This is a genomic window from Streptomyces sp. NPDC005574, assembly GCF_040605435.1.
Taxonomy (GTDB): domain Bacteria; phylum Actinomycetota; class Actinomycetes; order Streptomycetales; family Streptomycetaceae; genus Streptomyces.
This window is the reverse complement of the sequence record NZ_JBEXCW010000052.1, coordinates 41,466-60,284: the sequence shown is the minus strand read 5'-3', so window position 1 is coordinate 60,284 and position 18,819 is coordinate 41,466. Positions and strand designations below refer to the sequence as shown.

Genomic DNA, 18,819 nt, shown 5'->3' with positions numbered 1-18,819 from the left:
AACCGGGCGGGGGGGGGGCCCCCCAACCCCCCCCCCCACCCCACTCGTCTGTGACGCCTGTGGCCCCGCGTGTGTGGGCCTCGGCACACTCTCCCCGCGCAGGTCAACAGCAAGTTGACGGCCCTTCGGGGCCCGTGGTGGACTGCCGGAGCCATGTACGGCGGCAAGAGAGGAAGCCGGTGCGAATCCGGCGCGGTCCCGCCACTGTGACCGGGGTGTGAACCCCGGGAGCCAGGAACTCTCACCGCCGGTCTCGTCGAACCAGGGCGTGGACACCCTGAGTGAGGACACAGAGCCATGCCCGGCTGCCGTTCGAGGTCCGCCACCGGCGCTTTGCCCGACCCCTCGGCCGGCTGAGCCGATGCGTGCCGATCGCGTCTTCGCGTACGGCGCCGCCGCCGGCCTTCTCGCCGACCTGGTCCTCGGTGATCCTCGCCGTGGGCATCCGGTCGCCGCGTTCGGGCGGGCCGCCGGTGCCGTGGAACACCTGCTGTGGCGGGACCACCGGGGGTACGGCGTGCTGCACACCGCCGTCTGCGCCGGAGGTGCCGTCGGCCTGGCCGCCGTCGCCGCTTCGGCGCTGCGGCCCTCCCCCGCCGCCTCCGTCGCCCTGACCGCCGCCGCCACCTGGGCCGTGGTGGGCGCCACCAGCCTCGGGCGCGAGGCGCGGGCCGTCGGCCGCGCCCTGGAGGCCGGTGACGTCGAGGCGGCCCGGGCCCGGCTGCCGCACCTGTGCGGGCGCGATCCGCAGGCCCTGGACGCCGACGGCATCGCGCGTGCCGTCGTGGAGTCCGTCGCGGAGAACACCTCGGACGCGGTCGTGGGGGCCCTGGTGTGGGGCGCGTTGGGCGGCGTGCCCGGACTCGTCGGGTTCCGGGCCGTCAACACCCTGGACGCGATGGTCGGGCACAGGTCGCCCCGGTACCGGCGCTACGGCTGGGCCTCCGCCCGGCTGGACGACCTCGCGGGCTGGCCGGGAGCGCGGCTGACCGCCGCCCTGACCGCTGTCGGGGGCGGGGACCCGCGGGGGGCCGTACGGGCCTGGCGGGCCGACGCCGGCCGGCATCCGAGCCCCAACGCCGGGCCCGTGGAGGCCTCGTTCGCGGGGGCGCTCGGGGTGCGGCTGGGCGGGACGTTGTCGTACGGCGGCCGCGTCGAGCGGCGGCCGGTGCTGAACGGGGAGGGACGTGCCGTGGAGGTACGGGACATCGAACGGGCCGCGCGCCTCTCGCGTCGGGTCGGCGTGCTCGCGCTCGGCGTCAGCGTCGCCGGGCGGATCGCCGCCACGCGCCTGCTCGCCGGGCGGGCCGCGGCCACGCGGATCGTGAACGGGCGTGCGTCGTGAACGGTGGTCTGCTGGTGGCCGGCACCACCTCCGACGCCGGCAAGAGCGTCGTGACCGCCGGGATCTGCCGCTGGCTGGTCCGGCAGGGGGTACGGGTCGCGCCGTTCAAGGGGCAGAACATGTCCCTCAACTCGTTCGTGACGCGGGAGGGCGCCGAGATCGGCCGCGCGCAGGCCATGCAGGCGCAGGCGTGCCGCGTCGAGCCGACCGCGCTGATGAACCCCGTCCTGCTCAAGCCGGGCGGTGAACACAGCAGCCAGGTCGTGCTGATGGGCCGGCCGGTCGGCGAGCTGAGCGCCCGCGGGTACCACGGCGGGCGGCAGCAGCAGTTGCTGGGGACCGTGCTCGACTGCCTCGCCGAGTTGCGGGGCACGTATGACGCGGTGATCTGTGAAGGGGCGGGCAGTCCCGCCGAGATCAACCTGCGGCGGACGGACATCGTGAACATGGGTGTCGCGCGCCACGCGCGGCTGCCCGTGCTCGTCGTCGGCGACATCGACCGCGGGGGCGTCTTCGCCTCCTTCTTCGGCACGGTCGCCCTGTTGTCCCCCGAGGACCAGGAACTCGTCGCCGGGTTCCTCGTCAACAAGTTCCGCGGGGACGTCTCGCTGCTGGAGCCCGGCCTCGACATGCTGCACGGGCTCACCGGACGTCGGACCTACGGCGTCCTGCCCTTCCGGCACGGCCTCGGTATCGACGAGGAGGACGGGCTGCGCGTGTCGTTGCGGGGGACCGTCCGGGAGTCGGACACCACCGCGCCCGTCGGTGAGGACCTTCTGCGGGTCGCCGTCTGCGCGGTCCCGCTGATGTCCAACTTCACCGACGTGGACGCGCTGGCCGCCGAACCGGGTGTCGTGGTGCGGTTCGTGGACCGGCCCGGGGAACTCGCGGACGCCGACCTCGTCGTCGTCCCCGGCACCCGTGGGACCGTGCGGGCGCTGGAGTGGCTGCGGGAGCGGGGGCTGGCCGGGGCGATCGCCCGGCGGGCCGCCGAGGGCCGCCCCGTGCTCGGCGTCTGCGGTGGCTTCCAGATCCTCGGCGAGCACATCGAGGACGAGGTCGAGAGCCGCAGGGGGCACGTGCCGGGGCTCGGACTGCTGCCCGTGCGCGTGCGGTTCGCCCGCGAGAAGACCCTCACCCGGCCCGCCGGCCAGGCCCTCGGCGAGCACGTCGAGGGGTACGAGATCCACCACGGGATCGCCGAGGTCACGGGCGGGGAGCCGTTCCTCGACGGCTGCCGGGTCGGCCAGACCTGGGGCACCCACTGGCACGGCTCCCTGGAGTCGGACGGTTTCCGGCGCGCCTTCCTGCGCGAGGTGGCGGCCGCCGCGGGCCGCCGGTTCGTACCGGCCGCCGACACCTCGTTCGCCGCGCTGCGCGAGGAGCAGCTCGACCGGCTCGGCGACCTGATCGAACAGCACGCGGACACGGACGCGCTGTGGCGGCTCATCGAGTCCGGCGCGCCGCAAGGACTGCCCTTCATCCCACCGGGAGCGCCCGCATGAGCACAGTGTTGTTGTTGTCGACCGCCGACACGGACCTGCTGGCGGCGCGTGCCTCCGGCGCGCCGTACCGGATCGGCAACCCCACCCGGGTCGACGTCGCGGAGGAGCTGCCCGCGCTGGTCGCGGGCGCGGACCTCGCCGTCGTACGGCTGCTCGGCGGCAAGCGGGCCTGGGAGGACGGGCTCGCCGCGCTCCGGGCGTCCGGTGTGCCGACCGTGCTGCTCGGCGGGGAGAACGTCCCCGACGCCGAGCTGATGGCCGAGTCGTCCGTACCGGCCGGTGTCGTGGCGGAGGCGCTGCGCTATCTCGTCGAGGGCGGGCCGGAGAACCTGACGGAACTCGCCCGCTTCCTGTCCGACACCGTGCTGCTGACCGGCGAGGGGTTCGAGGAACCGCGCGCGATGGCCGAGTTCGGGGTGCACGGGCAGCGCGCGTACGCCGAGGACCGTCCCACCGTCGGCGTGCTCTTCTACCGGGCCCACCACCTCAGCGGCAACACCGGCTTCGTGGACACCCTGTGCGACGCGATCGAGGCGCGGGGCGTCAACGCCCTGCCCGTGTACTGCGGTTCGCTGCGCGGCGCGGACCCGGGCCTGTACGAGATCCTCGGGCGGGCCGACGCCCTGGTCGCCACCGTCCTGGCCGCCGGCGGCACGCACGCCTCGCAGGCCTCGGCCGGCGGCGACGAGGAGGCGTGGGACGTCGGGGCGCTCGCCGACCTCGACATCCCCGTCCTGCAGGGCCTGTGCCTCACCTCGTCCAGGAGCGCCTGGCAGAACTCCGACGCGGCCCTCTCCCCCATGGACGCGGCGATGCAGGTCGCCATCCCGGAGTTCGACGGGCGGCTCATCACGGTGCCCTTCTCGTTCAAGGAGCAGGGCCCGGACGAGGTGCCGGTGTACGTCGCCGACCCCGAGCGGGCCGCGCGGGTCGCCGGGATCGCCGTACGGCACGCCCGGTTGCGGCACAAGCCGAACGCGGAGAAGAAACTCGCGCTCGTCTTCACCGCCTACCCGACCAAGCACTCCCGCGTCGGCAACGCGGTCGGCCTGGACACGCCCGCCTCGGCGGTACGGGTTCTGGACGCGCTGCGGGACGCCGGGTACGCCGTCGAGGGCCACCCGGACAACGGCGACGAGTTGATCCACCGGCTCATCAACGCCGGTGGCCACGACGTCGAATGGCTCACCGAGGAGCAGCTCGCCGCCGCGCCCGCGCGCGTGCCGCTGGCCGACTACCGGGCCTGGTTCGACACGCTCGACCCGGCGCTGCGCGACGGCATGCTGGAGGCGTGGGGCGAGCCGCCGGGCTCCCTGTACGTGGACGGCGACGACATCGTGCTGGCCTCCCTGCAGTTCGGGAACGTCGTGGTGATGATCCAGCCGCCGCGCGGCTTCGGCGAGAACCCGATCGCGATCTACCACGACCCCGACATGCCGCCCTCGCACCACTACATGGCGGCCTACCGCTGGCTGGAGAACGGTTTCGGCGCCGACGCCGTCGTGCACATGGGCAAGCACGGCACGATGGAATGGCTGCCCGGCAAGGGACTCGGGCTCGGCGGCGGCTGCGCCCCGGACGCCGTCCTCGGCGAACTCCCGCTGATCTACCCGTTCATCGTGAACGACCCGGGTGAGGGCACCCAGGCCAAGCGCCGCGGGCACGCCACCGTCGTCGACCACCTCGTGCCGCCGATGGCCCGCGCGGACACCTACGGCGACCTCGCGAAACTGGAGCAACTCCTCGACGAGTACGCGCTGGTGTCCGACCTGGACCCGACGAAGGCCCCGGCGGTGCGCGCCCAGATCTGGACGCTGGTCAAGGCCGCCGAGCTGCATCACGACCTGCACGTCGACGACCAGCCGGACGAGGACGCGTTCGACGAGTTCGTCATGCACATCGACGGCTACCTGTGCGAGATCAAGGACGTCCAGATCAGGGACGGCCTGCACATCCTGGGCGGCGGCCCGGAGGCCGAGCCGCGCGTCAACCTCGTGCTGGCCGTGCTGCGCGCCTCCCAGGTGTGGGGCGGCACGGCGAACGCGCTGCCCGGTCTGCGGGCCTGTCTGGCCGAGCACTTCGGCCTGGCCGAGAAGGAGTTGCTCGCCGAGCCGGGTGCGCCGGTGAAGGTGCCGGTGGAGCTGACGGAGCTCGTGGACGGGCCGGCCAGGTCCGGGGCCGACGCGATCGACCTGCTGGAGCAGCTGTGCCGGCGGTTCGCGGAGGGCATGGAGGAGCGCGGCTGGGACTCCGCGGCCGTGCCCGCGCTGGTGCGTGGGGTCGTCGGCGCCGAACTCCCCGACGCCGTCGCGGTGCTGGAGTTCGCGTGCCGCGAGGTCGTGCCCCGGCTGGCCCGCACCACCGACGAGATCGACCACATCCTCAAGGCCCTGGACGGCGGTTACGTCCCGGCCGGGCCGTCCGGCTCACCCACCCGCGGTCTCGTCAACGTCCTGCCGACCGGCCGCAACTTCTACTCGGTCGACCCCAAGGCGATCCCGTCCAGGCTCAGTTGGGAGGTCGGCCAGTCGCTCGCCGACTCGCTCGTGCAGCGCTACCTCCAGGACACCGGCGAATACCCGAAGTCCGTCGGCCTGACGGTGTGGGGCACCTCCGCGATGCGCACCCAGGGCGACGACATCGCCGAGATCCTGGCGCTGCTGGGCTGCCGTCCGGTGTGGGACGACGCCTCGCGCCGGGTGACCGGCTTCGAGATCGTGCCTCCGGCGGAGCTCGGCCGGCCGCGCATCGACGTCACGGTCCGCATCTCCGGGTTCTTCCGGGACGCGTTCCCGCACGTCGTCGGCCTGATCGACGACGCGGTACGGGCGGTGGCCGAGCTGGAGGAGTCCGCCGACCAGAACTACGTGAAGGCGCACGCCGACGCGGACACCGCCGAGCACGGTGACCGGCGGCGCGCGACGGCCCGGGTGTTCGGCTCCAAACCGGGCGCGTACGGCGCCGGTCTGCTGCCGCTGATCGACGCCCGCAACTGGCGCTCCGACGCCGACCTCGCCGAGGTGTACGCGGTGTGGGGCGGCTACGCCTACGGGCGCGGGCTCGACGGGCGGGCGGCGCGCGGCGACATGGAGACCGCGTTCCGGCGCATTGCGGTCGCCGCGAAGAACGTCGACACCCGTGAGCACGACCTCGTGGACGCCGACGACTACTTCCAGTACCACGGCGGCATGGTCGCCATGGTCCGCCACCTGACCGGGACCAGCCCGGAGGCGTACGTGGGGGACTCGGCGACCCCGGACCAGGTCAGGACCCGCACGCTCGGCGAGGAGACCCACCGCGTCTTCCGCGCCCGCGTCGTCAACCCGCGCTGGATGGCGGCGATGCGGCGGCACGGCTACAAGGGCGCCTTCGAGATGGCGGCGACCGTCGACTACCTCTTCGGCTACGACGCCACCGCCGGGGTCGTGGACGACTGGATGTACGAGAAGCTCAGCGCGGAGTACGTCTTCGACGCGGAGAACCAGGACTTCATGAAGAAGTCCAACCCGTGGGCCCTGCGCGGCATCACCGAGCGTCTCCTGGAGGCCGCCGAGCGTGGACTGTGGGCGGAACCGGACGCGGACACACTGGAACGGCTGCGGGCCACGTACCTGGAGCTGGAAGGCGATCTGGAGGGCAACGAGAAGTGACCACCCCCTTTCCGTTCACGGCCGTCGTCGGTCAGGACGACCTGCGGCTCGCACTGCTGCTGAACGCCGTGTCCCCCGCCGTCGGCGGTGTGCTGGTGCGCGGCGAGAAGGGCACCGCCAAGTCCACTGCGGTACGCGCCCTCTCGGCCCTGCTGCCGAAGGTGGACGTCGTCTCCGGATGCCGGTTCTCCTGCGACCCCGCGGCCCCGGACCCGGCCTGCCCGGACGGCCCGCACGAACCCGGCGCCTTCGAGTCCCGGCCCGCCCGCATGGTGGAACTGCCCGTCGGCGCCTCCGAGGACCGGCTGGTCGGCGCCCTGGACATCGAGCGGGCGCTCGCCGAGGGCGTGAAGGCATTCGAGCCCGGACTGCTAGCCGCCGCGCACCGCGGCATCCTGTACGTCGACGAGGTCAACCTGCTGCACGACCACCTGGTCGACCTGCTGCTCGACGCGGCCGCCATGGGCGCGTCGTACGTGGAACGCGAGGGCGTCTCCGTGCGGCACGCCGCGCGGTTCCTGCTGGTGGGCACCATGAACCCCGAAGAGGGCGAACTGCGACCGCAGTTGCTCGACCGGTTCGGGCTGACCGTCGAGGTCGCCGCCTCCCGGGAGCCCGACCAGCGGGTGGAGGTCGTCCGGCGCCGGCTCGCCCACGACGACGACCCGGCCGCGTTCGCGGCGCGTTGGGCCGGCGAGGAGGCGGACGTGCGCCGACGCGTCGTCGCCGCGCGGGAGTTGCTGCCCTCGGTGCGCCTGGGTGACGGAGCGCTGCGGCAGATCGCGGCGACCTGCGCCGCGTTCGAGGTGGACGGCATGCGCGCCGACATCGTGATGGCCCGTACCGCGACCGCGCTGGCCGCCTGGGCCGGGCGCACCGACGTCCTCGCCGAGGACGTACGGCAGGCCGCGCTGCTGGCGCTGCCGCACCGGCGGCGGCGCAACCCCTTCGACGCGCCGGGCCTCGACGAGGACAAGCTCGACGAGACGCTGGAGCAGTACGGCGAGCCCGAGCCCGAGCCCGAGGACGACGACCCGGACCCCGACGGAGGCGGCGGAGGCGGCGGAGGGCGGCCGCCCGCACCGGACTCCGGCGGCCCCGAAGGTCCCGCGGACGGTGACACGGGCGCGCGTCCCGAGGCCGGCGAGGACGGGGAACCGCAGCCCTCGGGCGCCGGCTCCGGCGACCAGCAGCCGGTGCGCGCCACGGAGCCGTTCCGCACCAGGGTGCTGAGCGTGCCCGGTCTCGGCGAGGGCGCCGCCGGACGGCGGTCACGGGCGCGGACCGAGCACGGGCGGACCACCGGGGCGCGCCGGCCCCGGGGCGCCCTCACCAAGCTGCACCTGGCGGCGACCGTGCGGGCCGCGGCGCCGCACCAGCGGGCGCGGGGACGGTCGGGGCCTGGGCTCGTCGTACGAAGGGACGATCTGCGGCAGGCCACCCGGGAGGGACGCGAGGGCAACCTCGTGCTGTTCGTCGTGGACGCCTCCGGGTCGATGGCGGCCCGGCAGCGCATGAGCGCCGTCAAGGGCGCCGTCGTCTCGCTGCTCCTGGACGCCTACCAGCGGCGGGACAAGGTGGGGCTGGTGACCTTCCGGGGATCGGCCGCCGACCTCGCGCTGCCGCCGACCTCCTCGGTCGACGCGGCGGCCTCCCGTCTGGAGTCCCTGCCCACCGGCGGCCGGACGCCGCTGGCCGCCGGACTGCTCAGGGCGCACGACGTGCTGCGCGTGGAACGCCTGCGCGACCCCGCGCGGCGGGCGCTGGTCGTGGTGGTGACCGACGGCCGGGCCACCGGCGGCCCCGAGCCGGTCGCGCTGGCCGGGCGGGCGGCGCGGCTGTTCGCGGCCGAGGGGGTCGCCTCCGTGGTCGTCGACTGCGAGTCGGGGCCGGTGCGCCTCGGACTGGCCGGACAGCTCGCGGGTGAGCTGGGCGGCACGGCGGTGACGCTGGAGGAGTTGCGGGCGGACTCGATCGCGGGGCTGGTCAGGGATGTTCAGGGCGACAGGAGGGCCGCGTAATGCCGCAGGGACAGCCGAGTGTGGTGCCGGACGACGGACTGACGACCCGTCAGCGACGGAACCGTCCGCTGGTCGTCGTGCACACCGGGGTCGGCAAGGGGAAGTCGACCGCCGCCTTCGGGCTCGCGCTGCGGGCCTGGAACCAGGGCTGGCCGATCGGGGTGTTCCAGTTCGTCAAGTCGGCCAAGTGGAAGGTCGGTGAGGAGCGGGCGCTGCGCGTGCTCGGCGACTCCGGGGAGGGCGGCTCGGTCGCCTGGCACAAGATGGGCGAGGGCTGGTCGTGGGTGCAGCGCGACCTCCAGGGTGACAACTCGACCAACGAGGACAAGGCCCGCGAGGGCTGGGAGCAGGTCAAGCGTGACCTGGCCGCCGAGACGTACCGGCTGTACGTGCTGGACGAGTTCGCGTACCCGATGCACTGGGGCTGGATCGACACCGACGAGGTCGTCGCGGTGCTGCGCGACCGGCCCGGCACCCAGCACGTCGTGATCACCGGGCGGAACGCGCCCGGTGGACTCCTCGACGCCGCCGACCTGGTGACGGACATGTCCAAGGTCAAGCACCCCATGGACACCGGCCAGAAGGGCCAGAGAGGCATCGAGTGGTGACCTCCTGCTCCGTGCCCCGGCTGGTCGTCGCCGCGCCCTCCTCGGGCAGCGGCAAGACCACCGTCGCCACCGGCCTGATGGCCGCGTTCACCGCGCGGGGACTCACGGTGTCCCCGCACAAGGTCGGACCGGACTACATCGACCCCGGCTACCACGCGCTCGCCGCCGGGCGGGTGGGGCGCAACCTCGACGCGTACCTGTGCGGGCCGGAGCTGGTCGCGCCGCTGTTCGCGCACGGGGCACGCGGCTGCGACCTCGCCGTCGTCGAGGGCGTCATGGGGCTGTACGACGGGGCCGCGGGTGAGGGCGAGCTGGCGTCCACCGCGCAGGTGGCGAAGCTGCTGCGGGCGCCGGTGGTGCTCGTCGTGGACGCGTCCTCGCAGTCCCGGTCGGTCGCCGCGCTCGTCCACGGGTTCGCGTCCTGGGACCCCGAGGTGCGGATCGGGGGCGTGATCCTCAACAAGGTCGCCTCCGACCGGCACGAGGAGTTGCTGCGGGAGGCGCTCGACTCGGCGGGGGTACCGGTGCTCGGTGTGCTGCGGCGCGTTCCGCAGGCCGATGTGCCGTCGCGGCACCTGGGGCTGGTGCCGGTCGCCGAGCGGCGGGCCGACGCCGTGTCCGCGGTCGCCGCGATGGCCGCGCAGGTCTCCGACGGGTGCGATCTCGACGCGTTGGCGGCGCTGGCTGCCAGTGCCGGGGCGTTGCCCTGTTCGGCTTGGGACGCGGCTGAGGTTGTGGCTTCCCCGTCCCCGCCGTCCCTTCCCTTCCCTTCGCCGGGGGCTGCCGCCCCCGGACCCCCGCTTCGGCCCGAAGGGCCTCGTCCTCAATCGCCGGACGGGCTGACAACCGTTGCCGTGGCCGGTGGGCCCGCCTTCACGTTCTCCTACGCCGAGCATGCCGAGTTGCTGGCCGCCGCCGGGGCCGAAGTCGTCGCGTTCGATCCTTTGCGGGACGAGCGGCTGCCCGACGGGACGGCCGGGTTGGTGATCGGCGGCGGGTTCCCCGAGGTGTACGCGGCCGAGCTGTCGGCCAACGAGCCGCTGCGGAAGGCGGTCACCGCTCTCGTCGAGGCCGGCGCGCCCGTCGCCGCCGAGTGTGCCGGGCTGCTGTACCTGTGCCGGGAACTCGACGGACAGCCCATGTGCGGGGTGCTCGACGCCGGCGCGCGGATGAGCGGGCGCCTCACGCTCGGGTACCGGGACGCGGTCGCCGTGAGCGACAGTGTGCTCGCCGTCGCCGGGACGCGGATGCGCGGGCACGAGTTCCACCGCACGGTCGTGGAGCCCGGCGCCGGACCGGCTCCCGCGTGGGGGGTGCGCGGCCCGAACCGGCGCGTCGAAGGCTTCGTACAAAACGGTGTGCACGCGAGTTATCTGCACACGCACTGGGCCGGTGAGCCCGGTGTCGCCCGTCGGTTCGTGGAGAGGTGCCGGACGTCATGAGCAGCACACTGATCGGAGTCGGGGTCGGACCCGGTGACCCCGAGCTGGTGACCGTCAAGGGCGTCAACGCCCTGCGCGCCGCCGAGGTGGTCGTCGTCCCCGTGATGGCCGCGGCCGACGGGAGCGACGGCGGGGAGCCCGGGCGGGCCGAGGCGACCGTGCTGCACTACGTGCCCGCGGAGAAGATCGTCCGGATCGTGTTCGCGCTCAACGAGCGCAGCGACCGGGCGCGTCGGGAGGCCGCGTGGGACGCCGGCGGGCGGCACGTCGCGCGGCTGCTCGGGGAGCGCGGATCCGTCGCCTTCGCGACGATCGGCGACCCCAACGTCTACTCGACCTTCACGTATCTCGCGCAGACCGTCTCCGCCCTGGTGCCGGGGACCGTCGTGGAGACGGTGCCCGGGATCACCGCCATGCAGGATCTCGCGGCCCGCTCGGGAGCCGTCCTCACCGAGGGCACCGAGCCGCTCACGCTGGTGCCGGTGACGGCGGGCTCGGCGGTGCTGAAGGACGCGCTGAGCGGGCTCGGGACCGTCGTGGCCTACAAGTTCGGGCGGCAGGCGCGGGAGGTGGCCGAGGCGCTGCGGGAGACCGGGCGGATCGACGACGCCGTGTGGGGGTCGGCGCTCGGGCTGCCGGAGGAGTCCATCCGGCCGGCCGCCGACCTCGACGGGACCGGCCTGCCGTACCTCTCGACGCTCATCGCGCCGGCCCGGCGCGGCGGCGGACGCGGCGGCAAGCTGTGACCGCCCGCCGCTCATCCGGCCAGGCCCACGACCAGCCAGATGAAGCCGACGCCCGCGACCGTGCACAGCACGGTGGAGCGGGCCGGGTGGTCGTGGTGGGCCTCGGGCAGGATCTCGGCGGCGGCCAGATAGAGCAGCGCGCCGCCGAACAGGCCGAGGTAGCCGCCGAGCAGCGGTTCCGGGATGGTCAGGAACAGGGTGGAGGCGGCACCCACCACGGGGGCCACGGCGTCGGCGACCAGCATGGCGACGGCCTTGCGGCGGGCGTTGCCGTACAGGCTCGTGATCGTGTACGTGTTGAAGCCGTCGGCGAAGTCGTGGGCGACGACGGCCAGCGCGACCGCCGTGCCCATGCCGCCGCCGACCTGGAACGCGGCGCCGATCGCCACACCGTCCATGGCGCTGTGGCCGACCATCGCGGCCGCCGCCGTGAGGCCCACCTCCGGCACCCTGCCGTCGGCGGACCGGCCGGCCGGCCCGGTGGCGCGGCCGGCCTCCTCGGCGCCGTGCGCGACCTGCCGTACGGCCAGCAGACGTTCCACCAGATGGGCCAGCAGGAAGCCGCCGACGAACAGCAGCAGGGCCGCCGGTACGCCGAAGACCTCGGTGCCGGCCGCGCGCAGCGCCTCCGGCAGCAGGTCCAGGCCGACCACGCCCAGCATCAGGCCGCCGGCCAGGCCCAGGACCAGGTGACGGCGATCGGTCACCCGCTGTGCCGTCCAGCCGCCGGCCAGCGTCATCAGGAACGCGCCCAGCGCGACGAGGACCGCCATACGCCCTTGCTATCCGATCGGACCCCGTTCACGCACGTCCGGCGCCCGTTTCCGCACCACCCGTGACACCTCGCGCCGCCCCCGCGGATCACCGCGAGTCCCCGCAACACCCCGCAAGACCTTTGCTAGAGAGGACCGTTCCCATGGCCGATGCCCCCACCGGCAAGGTGACCTTCGTCGGTGCCGGCCCCGGCGCCGCCGACCTGCTGACGTTCCGTGCCGCGCGAGCCATCGCCGAGGCCGACGTGGTGATCTGGGCCGCCAGCCTGGTGCAGGCGGAGGTCCTCGACCACGCGCGCGAGGGCGCCGAGATCCTCGACTCGGCGACCATGTCGCTGGAGGACGTCGTCGCCGTGTACCTGCGCGCCCGCCAGGAGGGGCTGCGGGTGGCCCGGATCCACTCCGGCGACCCCGCGCTGTGGGGCGGCACGCAGGAGCAGCTCGACCGGTGCGCGGAGCTCGGCATCGAGACCGAGGTGGTGCCCGGGGTCTCCGCGTTCTCCGCCGTCGCCGCCCTCGCCCGGCGCGAGCTGACCATCCCGGAGGTCGCGCAGTCCGTGGTCCTCACCCGGCTCGGCGGCGGCAAGACACCGATGCCGCCCGGCGAGGAGGTCCGCGAGTTCGCCAAGCACGGCACGACGATGGCGGTGTTCCTGTCGGCCGCCCGCAGCGGACAGCTCGTGCGGGAGCTGCTGGAGGGCGGCTACCCCACGGACACCCCGGTCGTCGTCGCCTACCAGGCGACCTGGCCGGAGGAGCTGCTCGTGCGGTGCACGATCGGCACTCTGGAGGAGACGGTCAAGGAGCACAAGCTCTGGAAGCACACCCTCTTCCTGGTCGGCCCCGCCCTCGGGGCGCACGGCACGCGGTCGCACCTCTACCACCCCGGCCACTTCCACGGGTACCGCAAGGCCGATCCTGTGGCCCGCAAGGCCCTGCGCGCGCGGGGTGCGAGCACGTGATCACGGTCGTCGGCACCGGTACGGGGGCGTCGGACGCGCGGGAGGTGCCGGCCGGGACCCGGCTCGTGGTGGGCGGCCGGCGGCATCTGGAGGCCGCCCGGCTGCCCGAGGGCGCGGAGCGTGTCGTCCTCGGTGCGCTCGCCCCGGCGCTGGACGTCATCGAGCGGTTCCTCGACAAGCGGGAGCCGGTCGTCGTGCTGGCCTCCGGGGACCCGGGGTTCTTCGGCATCGTGCGGGTGCTGGCCGAGCGGTTCGGGGCGGAGCGGCTGGACGTACGGCCCGGGGTGTCCTCCGTCGCCGCCGCGTTCGCGCGGATCGGCCTGCCCTGGGACGACGCCGTGGTGGTCAGCGCCCACGGGCGGGACCTGCGGACGGCCGTCAACGTGTGCCGGGCCCGGCCGAAGGTGGCCGTCCTGACGGGTCCGGGAGCGGGGCCCGCCGAACTCGGCGCCGCGCTCGCCCCGTCGTCCGGCGGACGGGTCCTGGTCGTCGCCCGCGCGCTGGGTGATCCCGCGCACGAGCGTGTGGAGCGGGTGTCGCCGGCCACCGCGGCCGCCCGCGACTGGGGCACGGACGTGAACGTGGTGGTCTGCCTGGACGAGACGCGGGCCCTCGGCGGGGTCCGCACGGTCGCCGGCCCGCCACCCGGACCCACCCGATGGGCCCTGGACGAGGCCGAGTTCACCCACCGCGACTCGATGATCACCAAGTTCGAGGTGCGGGCGCTGGCGCTGGCCCGGCTCGGCCCCCGCACGGGCGACCTGGTCTGGGACGTCGGGTCCGGCTCCGGGTCGGTCGCCGTGGAGTGCGCGCGGCTCGGGGCCGCCGTCACCGCCGTCGAGAAGACCCGGGACGGCGTCGAGCGGATCCGGGCCAACGCGGCCGCGCACGGGGTGGACGTGCGGGCCGTGCACGGGGCGGCGCCCACGGTGCTGTCCGACCTCGACGATCCCGACGCCGTGTTCGTCGGCGGCGGGGGACGCGAACTGCCCGCGATCGTCACGGCCTGCGCGCGGCGGGCGCGCCGGACGGTCGTGGTCGCGCTCGCCGCGCTCGACCGGGTGCCGGCCGTGCGCGAGGCGCTGACGAACGCCGGACTCGCCTGCGACGGGGTGCTGTTGCAGTCGTCCCGGCTCGCGCCGCTGCCGGGTGACGTGACCCGGCTCGCGGCGACCAATCCCGTTTTCCTGCTGTGGGGCGTCAGACCCCGCGCGGGCACCGACAGCGAAGGAGTCGCTCAGTGATCGGCCTCATTTCCGCCACCGCGGCGGGGGCGGCTGCCCGGGACCGGCTGGCCACGGCGTGGCCGTCCCGGACCCGGGTGTACGACGGCCCCGTCGCGGACGCCGTACGGCGGGCGTTCGCCGAGTGTGAGCAGCTCGTGTGCTTCCTGGCCACCGGCGCCGTCGTCCGGCTCGTGGCGCCCCTGTTGGGCGACAAGGCGTCCGACCCGGGTGTGGTGTGCGTCGACGAGGGCGGCCGGTTCGCCGTGTCCCTGGTGGGCGGCCACGCGGGTGGCGCCAACGAACTCGCCTGCCAGGTCGGTGAGTTGCTGGGGGCGGAGCCCGTGGTGACGACGGCGACGGACGCGGTGGGGGTGCCGGGCCTGGACACGCTGGGCCTTCCCGTCGAGGGGGATGTCGCCGGGGTGTCCCGGGCCATGCTCGACGGGGAACCGGTGGCGCTGCGGGCGGAGTCGGCGTGGCCGCTGCCGCCGCTGCGCGTCTCGGACAGGGGCACGGGCGCGTACGCCATCCGCGTCACGGACCGTCTCGTGGAGCCCACCGCGCACGAGGTCGTGCTCCGGCCGCCCACCCTCGTCGTCGGTGTCGGCGCCTCGAAGGGGGCCCCGGCCGACGAGGTCCTCGCGCTGGTCGAGGGGGCGTTGCGGGAGGCGGGACTCTCCGCCCGCAGCGTGGCCCGGCTCGCGACCGTCGACGCCAAGGCGGAGGAGCCCGGCATCGTGGCCGCCGCCGCGCACCTCGGCGTGCCGCTCGTCACCCACTCCGCCGAGCGGCTGTCGGCGGTCGAGGTGCCGAACCCCTCCGCCGCGCCGCTGGCCGCGGTCGGCACGCCGTCCGTCGCGGAGGCCGCCGCGCTGGTGGGGGGCGGTGAACTCCTCGTGCCCAAGCGGAAGTCGGCCGCGACCCCGGCGACGGCGACCTGCGCGGTGGTACGACTGCCGATCCGCGGGCGGCTCGCGGTGGTCGGGCTCGGACCCGGCGCCCGGGACCTGCTGACGCCCCGCGCGAAGGCGGAACTGCGGCGCGCCTCGGTGCTCGTGGGCCTCGACCAGTACGTCGACCAGATCCGCGACCTGCTGCGGCCCGGCACCCGCGTCCTGGAGTCCGGGCTCGGCGCCGAGGAGGAACGGGCCCGGACGGCCGTGGCCGAGGCCCGGAAGGGGCAGGCCGTCGCGCTGATCGGCAGCGGGGACGCGGGCGTGTACGCCATGGCCTCCCCGGCGCTCGCCGAGGCGTCCGACGACATCGACGTGATCGGTGTGCCCGGGGTCACCGCCGCGCTCGCGGCCGCCGCGCTCCTCGGCGCGCCGCTGGGCCACGACCACGTGTCGATCAGCCTGTCCGACCTGCACACGCCGTGGGAGGTCATCGAACGGCGGGTGCGGGCGGCTGCCGAGGCGGACATCGTGGTGACGTTCTACAACCCGCGCAGCCGGGGCCGGGACTGGCAGTTGCCGAAGGCGCTGGCGATCCTCGCGGAGCACCGCGAGCCGACCACGCCGGTCGGCGTCGTACGCAACGCGTCGCGGCCGGACGAGTCGGCCCGGCTGACCACCCTGGCCGGCCTCGACCCGGCGACGGTCGACATGATGACGGTCGTGACCGTGGGCAACACGGCGACCCGGGACATCGCGGGGCGCATGGTGACCCCGCGCGGCTACCGCTGGCAGGAATCGCAGGAGGGCGCCCGGTGAAGCGTGTGGTCCACCCCATCGAGCAGGAGTCGTTCCGGCGGCTGCGCGCCCGCCTGGACACCTCGCACCTCCCGCCGCTGACCCGGGCCGTCGTGGAGCGGGTCGTGCACTCCGCGGCCGACCTCGACTACGCCGCCGACCTGGTCACCGACGAAGGGGTGCTGGAGAACGCGCACCGGGCGCTGCACGCGGGGGCGCCCGTCGTCGTGGACGTGGAGATGGTCGCCGCCGGTATCACCCGGCGCGAGACCGTCTGCCGGCTCAAGGACGCCAAGTCGGGCCCCGGGCTGACCCGTTCGGCGCACGCGGTCCGCCTCGCGTTCGAGGAGGTCGGTCCGGGCGCCCTGTGGGTGATCGGCTGCGCCCCCACCGCGCTGGAGGAGTTGCTCACCCTGGACGCCTCCCCCGCACTCGTCATCGGTCTGCCGGTCGGTTTCGTCGGCGCCACCGAGTCCAAGGCCGCGTTGCGGGCGAGCGGACTGCCCGCCGTGAGCAACGTGTCCGAGAAGGGCGGTTCGGCGGTCGCCGCCGCCGCGCTCAACGCCCTGCTGTACCACCCCGCTTCGCCCGCGAGGCGATCGCAGACCTCCGAGGAGACATCGTGACGACCCCGCCGCCCGCCCTGCTCATCGCCGGCCACGGCACCCGGGACGACGCCGGGGCCGAGGCGTTCCGCGCCTTCGTACGGGCGTTGGCCGACCGTCATCCCGAACTGCCCGTCGCGGGCGGCTTCATCGAGCTGTCCCCGCCGCCGCTCGGCGAGGCCGTCGCCGAGCTGGTCGAGCGGGGCGTACGGCGTTTCGCGGCCGTGCCGCTGATGCTGGTGTCCGCCGGGCACGCCAAGGGCGACATCCCGGCCGCGCTGTCCCGTGAGCGGGAGCGCCACCCCGGGATCTCCTACGCGTACGGCCGTCCGCTGGGTCCGCACCCCTCGCTGCTGTCCGTGCTGGAGCGGCGGCTGGACGAGGCGCTGGGCGACGGCGCCCGGACGCCGGCCGACCGGTCCGAGGTGACGGTGCTGCTGGTCGGGCGCGGTTCGACCGACCCGGACGCCAACGCCGAGGTGCACAAGGCGGCACGACTGCTGTGGGAGGGACGCGGGTACGCGGGAGTGGAGACGGCGTTCGTGTCGCTGGCCGCGCCGGACGTGCCGAGCGGCCTGGACCGCTGCCTGCGGCTGGGCGCGCGCCGGATCGTGGTCCTGCCGTACTTCCTGTTCACGGGCATCCTGCCGGAGCGGGTCCGGCGGCAGACCGGGGACTGGGCGGCCGCGCACCCGGAGGTCGAGGTGCGGTCCGCGGACGTGATCGGTCCGGAGCCGGAGCTGCTGGACCTGGTGATGGAGCGGTACGAGGAGGCGGTGCGGGGCGATGTGCGGATGAACTGCGACTCGTGCGTGTACCGCGTCGCGCTGCCCGGCTTCGAGGACAAGGTGGGCCTGGCGCAGCAGCCGCACTTCCACCCCGACGACGACGGCCACGGCCATCACCACGATCACGGCCACGCCCACTCCCATGCGCACTGAGGACACCGCCATGGACGGTCACGACCTGCGCCACCACGGGGACGCGGAGGTCCGCGACGACGGGTCGGCGCTGGTCGACCTCGCCGTCAACGTCCGCGCGGACACGCCCCCCGAGTGGCTGCGCTCGCGGGTCGCGGCCTCACTGACCGGCCTCGCCGCCTACCCGGACGGGCGGGCCGCGCGGGCCGCGGTGGCGGCCCGGCACGGGCTGCCGGTGGAGCGGGTGCTGCTGACGGCGGGCGCGGCGGAGGCGTTCGTGCTGCTGGCGCGGGCGCTGAAGGTGCGCCGGCCGGTGGTCGTGCACCCGCAGTTCACCGAGCCGGAGGCGGCGCTCAGGGACGCCGGGCACACCGTCGGCCGGGTGCTGCTGCGGGAGCGGGACGGCTTCCGACTCGACCCGGCGGCCGTCCCCGAGGACGCCGACCTGGTCGTGCTCGGCAACCCCACGAACCCGACGTCCGTCCTGCACCCGGCCGCCGTGATCGCGCGACTCGCCCGGCCCGGGCGGACGGTGGTGGTCGACGAGGCGTTCCTGGACGCGGTGCCCGGTGAGCGGGAGGCGCTGGCCGGGCGGACGGACGTGCCCGGCCTGGTGGTCCTGCGCAGTCTGACGAAGACCTGGGGGCTGGCCGGGCTGCGGATCGGGTACGTCCTGGCGGACCCGGAGACGATCGCCGTACTGGAGCGGGCGCAGCCGTTGTGGCCGGTGTCCACGCCGGCGCTCGCGGCGGCCGAGGCGTGCATGGGGCCGCGGGCGCTGGCGGAGGCGGCGCACGCGGCCCACCGGGCGGCGGCGGACCGGGCCCATCTCGTCGCGGGACTCGCCGAGTTCGCCCCGGACGGACTGCGGGTCGTGGAGCCCGCCGAGGGACCCTTCGTGCTGATCGCGCTGCCCGGCGCCGTGGCCGTGCGCCGCCATCTGCGGGATCTCGGCTTCGCGGTGCGGCGCGGGGACACCTTCCCGGGCCTGGGCAAGGACTGGCTGCGGCTGGCGGTACGGGACCGGTCCACCGTCAACTCCTTCCTCCAGGCGCTGGACCGGGCCGTGACGCTGGCGCAGCACTGATCCCGGGCACCGGCTCCGGGGTCCGGACGCCACGCCCCCGTCGACGCGTTCGCCCCGGTGACCGGCCGGGCGGATCGGCGGCGCCCGCACCTGAGTCGAGCCGCCGACCCACATCGGCGTCGCGCCGTGGGTCCGGGACGAGAACGGCTGCTGCCGACGTCCGCCGTCAGCTCCTGCGGCGCCGGGTCAGCGCCACCGCTCCCCCGCCCGCGACGAGCAGCGCGATCGCCCCGCCGGC

General features: G+C 74.8%; 14 protein-coding genes and 1 riboswitch. Of the genes, 13 read left to right on the top strand and 1 reads right to left on the bottom strand.

The features are described from left to right. Positions 1 to 120 precede the first annotated feature (120 nt). Positions 121 to 262, top strand: a riboswitch (cobalamin riboswitch). A gap of 99 nt (positions 263 to 361) precedes the next feature. From ABZT03_RS27940 to cobI, 7 genes are read left to right on the top strand one after another with little or no spacing between them, the layout of a single operon-like run. After that, a complete protein-coding gene (locus ABZT03_RS27940; RefSeq protein WP_356044124.1) occupies positions 362 to 1,345 on the top strand; it encodes a cobalamin biosynthesis protein in 984 nt (327 codons plus the stop codon). Continuing rightward, the gene (locus ABZT03_RS27935) at positions 1,342 to 2,850 is read left to right on the top strand and encodes a cobyric acid synthase (RefSeq protein WP_356044122.1); all 1,509 of its coding nucleotides are present in this window, start codon (positions 1,342 to 1,344) and stop codon (positions 2,848 to 2,850) included. Before ABZT03_RS27940 ends, ABZT03_RS27935 begins: the two co-directional genes overlap by 4 nt. After that, entirely contained in the window at positions 2,847 to 6,500 is a 3,654-nt protein-coding gene (gene cobN / locus ABZT03_RS27930) for a cobaltochelatase subunit CobN (RefSeq protein ID WP_356044121.1), read from the top strand. Before ABZT03_RS27935 ends, cobN begins: the two co-directional genes overlap by 4 nt. After that, entirely contained in the window at positions 6,497 to 8,521 is a 2,025-nt protein-coding gene (locus ABZT03_RS27925) for a putative cobaltochelatase (RefSeq protein ID WP_356044120.1), read from the top strand. The genes cobN and ABZT03_RS27925 overlap by 4 nt, the downstream gene beginning before the upstream one ends. Next, positions 8,521 to 9,129 (top strand): cob(I)yrinic acid a,c-diamide adenosyltransferase, encoded by a 609-nt coding sequence (gene cobO / locus ABZT03_RS27920; protein WP_356044119.1) that lies wholly within the window; start codon positions 8,521 to 8,523, stop codon positions 9,127 to 9,129. The genes ABZT03_RS27925 and cobO overlap by 1 nt, the downstream gene beginning before the upstream one ends. Then, positions 9,123 to 10,571: a cobyrinate a,c-diamide synthase gene (locus ABZT03_RS27915; RefSeq protein WP_356044118.1), complete on the top strand. Its 1,449-nt coding sequence runs from the start codon at positions 9,123 to 9,125 to the stop codon at positions 10,569 to 10,571. Before cobO ends, ABZT03_RS27915 begins: the two co-directional genes overlap by 7 nt. Continuing rightward, positions 10,568 to 11,317, top strand: a complete 750-nt coding sequence (gene cobI / locus ABZT03_RS27910) for a precorrin-2 C(20)-methyltransferase (protein WP_356044115.1) — start codon at positions 10,568 to 10,570, stop codon at positions 11,315 to 11,317. Before ABZT03_RS27915 ends, cobI begins: the two co-directional genes overlap by 4 nt. A gap of 11 nt (positions 11,318 to 11,328) precedes the next feature. Here cobI and ABZT03_RS27905 read toward each other — a convergent pair whose 3' ends face one another. Then, the gene (locus ABZT03_RS27905) at positions 11,329 to 12,090 is read right to left on the bottom strand and encodes a ZIP family metal transporter (RefSeq protein ID WP_356044112.1); all 762 of its coding nucleotides are present in this window, start codon (positions 12,088 to 12,090) and stop codon (positions 11,329 to 11,331) included. 143 nt (positions 12,091 to 12,233) lie between these two features. On the opposite strand from ABZT03_RS27905, the gene cobM reads away from it, so the two are divergent. From cobM to cobC, 6 genes are read left to right on the top strand one after another with little or no spacing between them, the layout of a single operon-like run. Next, complete coding sequence (gene cobM / locus ABZT03_RS27900) at positions 12,234 to 13,052, top strand: precorrin-4 C(11)-methyltransferase (RefSeq protein ID WP_356044111.1); 819 nt, start codon at positions 12,234 to 12,236, stop codon at positions 13,050 to 13,052. After that, positions 13,049 to 14,296 (top strand): precorrin-6y C5,15-methyltransferase (decarboxylating) subunit CbiE, encoded by a 1,248-nt coding sequence (cbiE, locus tag ABZT03_RS27895; RefSeq protein WP_356044109.1) that lies wholly within the window; start codon positions 13,049 to 13,051, stop codon positions 14,294 to 14,296. Before cobM ends, cbiE begins: the two co-directional genes overlap by 4 nt. Continuing rightward, a complete protein-coding gene (cobJ, locus tag ABZT03_RS27890; protein ID WP_356044107.1) occupies positions 14,293 to 15,990 on the top strand; it encodes a precorrin-3B C(17)-methyltransferase in 1,698 nt (565 codons plus the stop codon). The genes cbiE and cobJ overlap by 4 nt, the downstream gene beginning before the upstream one ends. Continuing rightward, on the top strand, positions 15,987 to 16,595 hold the full coding sequence (locus tag ABZT03_RS27885; protein WP_356044105.1) for a precorrin-8X methylmutase: 609 nt from the start codon (positions 15,987 to 15,989) through the stop codon (positions 16,593 to 16,595). Before cobJ ends, ABZT03_RS27885 begins: the two co-directional genes overlap by 4 nt. Continuing rightward, on the top strand, positions 16,592 to 17,515 hold the full coding sequence (locus ABZT03_RS27880) for a sirohydrochlorin chelatase (RefSeq protein WP_356044104.1): 924 nt from the start codon (positions 16,592 to 16,594) through the stop codon (positions 17,513 to 17,515). The genes ABZT03_RS27885 and ABZT03_RS27880 overlap by 4 nt, the downstream gene beginning before the upstream one ends. Beyond that, a complete protein-coding gene (gene cobC, locus ABZT03_RS27875) occupies positions 17,505 to 18,581 on the top strand; it encodes an Rv2231c family pyridoxal phosphate-dependent protein CobC (RefSeq protein WP_356044102.1) in 1,077 nt (358 codons plus the stop codon). The genes ABZT03_RS27880 and cobC overlap by 11 nt, the downstream gene beginning before the upstream one ends. Positions 18,582 to 18,819 lie beyond the last annotated feature (238 nt).

Coding starts and splice junctions, on each gene's coding strand:
- cobI (WP_356044115.1), top strand. CDS start 10,568: ATGAGCAGCACACTGATCGGAGTCGGGGTCGGACCCGGTGACCCCGAG.
- ABZT03_RS27905 (WP_356044112.1), bottom strand. CDS start 12,090: ATGGCGGTCCTCGTCGCGCTGGGCGCGTTCCTGATGACGCTGGCCGGC.
- cobO (WP_356044119.1), top strand. CDS start 8,521: ATGCCGCAGGGACAGCCGAGTGTGGTGCCGGACGACGGACTGACGACC.
- cobN (WP_356044121.1), top strand. CDS start 2,847: ATGAGCACAGTGTTGTTGTTGTCGACCGCCGACACGGACCTGCTGGCG.
- cobM (WP_356044111.1), top strand. CDS start 12,234: ATGGCCGATGCCCCCACCGGCAAGGTGACCTTCGTCGGTGCCGGCCCC.
- cobC (WP_356044102.1), top strand. CDS start 17,505: ATGCGCACTGAGGACACCGCCATGGACGGTCACGACCTGCGCCACCAC.
- ABZT03_RS27940 (WP_356044124.1), top strand. CDS start 362: ATGCGTGCCGATCGCGTCTTCGCGTACGGCGCCGCCGCCGGCCTTCTC.